This is a genomic window from Klebsiella sp. HMSC16A12, from assembly GCF_001808265.1.
GTDB classification, from domain to species: Bacteria; Pseudomonadota; Gammaproteobacteria; order Enterobacterales; family Enterobacteriaceae; genus Klebsiella; species Klebsiella pneumoniae.
Genome location: NZ_KV792534.1, coordinates 1 through 3,246, shown reverse-complemented (window position 1 = coordinate 3,246; position 3,246 = coordinate 1). Strand labels below are relative to the sequence as shown.

General features: G+C 46.1%; 3 protein-coding genes. 1 reads left to right on the top strand and 2 read right to left on the bottom strand.

Annotated features, from left to right (window positions below):
- Positions 1-38: 38 nt before the first annotated feature.
- Together HMPREF3140_RS02450 and HMPREF3140_RS02445 are read right to left on the bottom strand one after the other, a co-directional pair.
- On the bottom strand, positions 39-842 hold the full coding sequence (locus HMPREF3140_RS02450; protein ID WP_029497501.1) for a tetratricopeptide repeat protein: 804 nt from the start codon (positions 840-842) through the stop codon (positions 39-41).
- A gap of 60 nt (positions 843-902) precedes the next feature.
- Positions 903-2,249, bottom strand: a complete 1,347-nt coding sequence (locus tag HMPREF3140_RS02445; protein ID WP_077254792.1) for an ISNCY family transposase — start codon at positions 2,247-2,249, stop codon at positions 903-905.
- Positions 2,250-2,475: 226 nt separating this feature from the next.
- On the opposite strand from HMPREF3140_RS02445, the gene HMPREF3140_RS02440 reads away from it, so the two are divergent.
- The gene (locus HMPREF3140_RS02440) at positions 2,476-3,108 is read left to right on the top strand and encodes a DUF6904 family protein (RefSeq protein WP_001567369.1); all 633 of its coding nucleotides are present in this window, start codon (positions 2,476-2,478) and stop codon (positions 3,106-3,108) included.
- The last annotated feature ends 138 nt before the right edge of the window (positions 3,109-3,246 follow it).

Sequence of the window (3,246 nt, the reverse complement as noted above, 5' to 3'; positions counted from 1 at the left end):
AAACACTATCAGTAAGTTGGAGTCATTACCCTTTCTGACTACTTATTGGCCGAGGAAATATTCATGATCCATTCAATAGCATTAGGTGTTCTGATCCAAGGTTTAATATTATGGTTTATATAATCAATTGCTTCATCCATTTCACCTAACGTGATATATCCACTGTTAGACTTTGGTTGTAATTTGCACTTTGATAACAAGCTTGGGATGTGCTTATTAGAGCTAATAGCTGCTTTAGCGATATCATCGGCATCGGGGGATGACTGTCTGTAGGCGAGGAGGGCGCGTGTATACTGAAGAAACGGGCGCATATCACCTGAATAATCATCCAGTAGCACGCTCAGATCATCCACCATTTCGAGTTCAAGATAATAGTTCGCTAATAAATGACGAATCCCCTGGTTGTCGTTCGGGTTTAGCTTGAGCATTTCGTGGCAATGAGACATGGCCGGGTAGAAATTACCTGACTCCCATAGGGCATCAGCCAATGCTGCTTTTGCTCTCATATATGGACGCGTTTCGACAAATCCCCAGAAATTGCCCGCAAATTCCTGAAAATCTTCACCCAGTGCGACACTGGCCGCATATAAAGCCGTCTCCAGAGTACCGATTTTTGACTCAGGGGGCTCTTCGGATATCTCGCAGTAGAATGAGTATGCGTCAGCACAGAGCGGGGATTTTTTGATAGCTTTTCTGATGAGTTTCAGCACAACGTCCAGGTCATCAGTTTCCCAGGCATCGAACATAAATTCCTGAGCCGCAGCCAGATCCAGCTGTAATTGCTCAGAACTGACGGCATTTTTATATAAATCAACGCGCTTTTTAGTCGGGAATTTAATCATCTCAAGTATCCTTTTGGGAGCTCACCGTTACCTGCTACTTCATAGCACTGATGGTCGATTCTACCGCTTTGAACTTGCCACAAACAAGTTCGGGTCTGCCAGAACGGGATTGATCGCCCGGAGTTGTTCCTGGATGCGCACCTGAGCTTTACGGCTGGGCGATTTTTTGCTTCGTTCCCGTTTGCCTTCGTTTTCCCGTTCATCCTGTTTTACCTGAGCCAGTCTGAGTACAGTCCCGAGACGTTTGTTATCAACAATCTGCCCCTGGTCGACACAGGCCAGTTTATCAAATGCCTGGCACTCAAGGCTCCGATGTCCGTAGTGGAAGGCGAGGGTGCCATCGGGATAATCCAGCACTTTAATTTTCTCACCGGCAAGACGGCTATTTTCTTCTGTCGGGTCCATGAGATAAAGGATCTTATCGTACTGGAAGGTCAGTGATTTCGACACGGTACGGACATCATGCCAGGCAAAGATGTCTCTTAACTCATCGGGGTTTTCCTTCACCGGACGATGTAAATCTTTGGGGAACCTGACCGGACGTGAGAATCGGCGGTTAAAGTCTGCAATGAAAGTGGCAAGCCAGGCATTTGCTGCCTCAATGCCGGTAATTCCTTCCAGACGCATTTCTTTGATCAGTCGATCCTGAAGAGTCTGATTCGCACGTTCCACGCGGCCTTTAGCTTCAGAGCTGTTGGCACAGATAAGCTCGATTGCCAGGTCATAAAGCACACGTCCGAACTGGGAAACAGTGGTATTGCGATTCTCTGGACCACTGACGCGAAATATTGCGTGTTTGTCACTGTACAGTGATACCGGCTTCCCATGCTGCTCAATGTATTCCCGGGTAGCCAGCATGTAGTCAAAGGCTGTTTCTGATTCGCTGAACCGCAAATGCATCAGACGGCCGGTGGCATCATCGATAAAGACCAGCAGGCAGCATTTTGGTGCACGGCCTTCAAACCAGTCATGGTGGGAGCCGTCGATCTGGATCAGTTCCCCCAGGCAATCACGTCGATGCCGGGGTTGATAAACCCGTGACTTGCGTCGGGCATGTGGGATCCAGATTCCGTCAGACGTCATCCAGTTGCGGACGGTCTCGATTGAAAGCCGGATATTATGGCGCTCTCTGAGCTTTTCTGCGGCCAGTGTGGGTCCAAAGTCACTGTAGTTTTCACGTATCAGCGTGAGTACACGCATTTTGAGAGATTCGGTCAGCCGACGGTTGCTGGGTTTACCGCGTTTGCGGCTGACAAGTCCTTCAGCACCTGAAACCCGGTAACGATTAATAAGCCGTTGCGCCTGACGTTCTGAAATGCCAAGCTGTGATGCTGCATCACGACGGCGCAGACGCTTTTCACAAACTGCCTGTATCACCGGTAAACGGTGGATCTCTTTATCTGACATGGTCACCAACATGCGTTGAGTCCCTTAGAATTGCATTCAGTTTAGCTTACTCTAAGGTGACATTTCTATCTGGATAAAAAGTGACATTACTAAATGGTTATAACAAAATTTGTCAAGGCTCAATTGAAATGTCCGTTATCCAGCTCAATTAAAATGACCACTTTGATCTCTCATTCTCTTTACTGATAGACTTTCCTCCGACTGAAACAACAGGATGATTGAGCCCATGCTTCGATACGAGTTAACGCCGAACAATGCAGGTTTTATACTGTGGGGAGATTCAGAAGCCCTGAATGAATTACATGAACTCATTCATTACATCGTGGATGAAAGCCCACTGATTAAAGTTAAAGACGGATTTATGTTATCCCTTGCCTATGATATTCGTAAAGCACGGGAAGGTAATCGTCGTGTTGAGCAACATCAGTATGATCAACATGATACATATAAGCTTTATGGTGTTGAGCTTTTATGGCCTCTGGTCCTGGTACAGTCCTCAATACTCAGAAACTCAATGGGTTATATTCAGACAGACAAAAACCAGCTGTCTGTCATGTATGCCTTTGAATACCTGATAGAATCAGCATTAACAGAGTCTGAGAGAACAACGTCGAATGATATTATGCTAACAGTAAAATATGCATCAGACTCTGATTTTAATTTCATTGAGGATAATATTGACAGCAGGTGCTGCTATTTTATCAGCCTATCTCCGGAGCAAAGAAAAAAGCAGTTAATCAGTATTGTTCGTTCTTTTCATTCATTATGGGGTAAGTATGCCCGTGAAAAGCAGGACATAAAGATGCTGAACGAAATGAATAATACATCATGGGTCTGGCCGGACAATATCAACTGGTGAGCAACCACTGTCCGGCCAGTGAGTACCATCAGCGGGCTCTTTTACCAAAAATGTCCTCTGAACGTGACTGAAGCTGTTTGAGTGCTTCGAGCATGTCATCATTATCCAGTGAGCGCTGGGATTTCTTCCCTTCCTGCT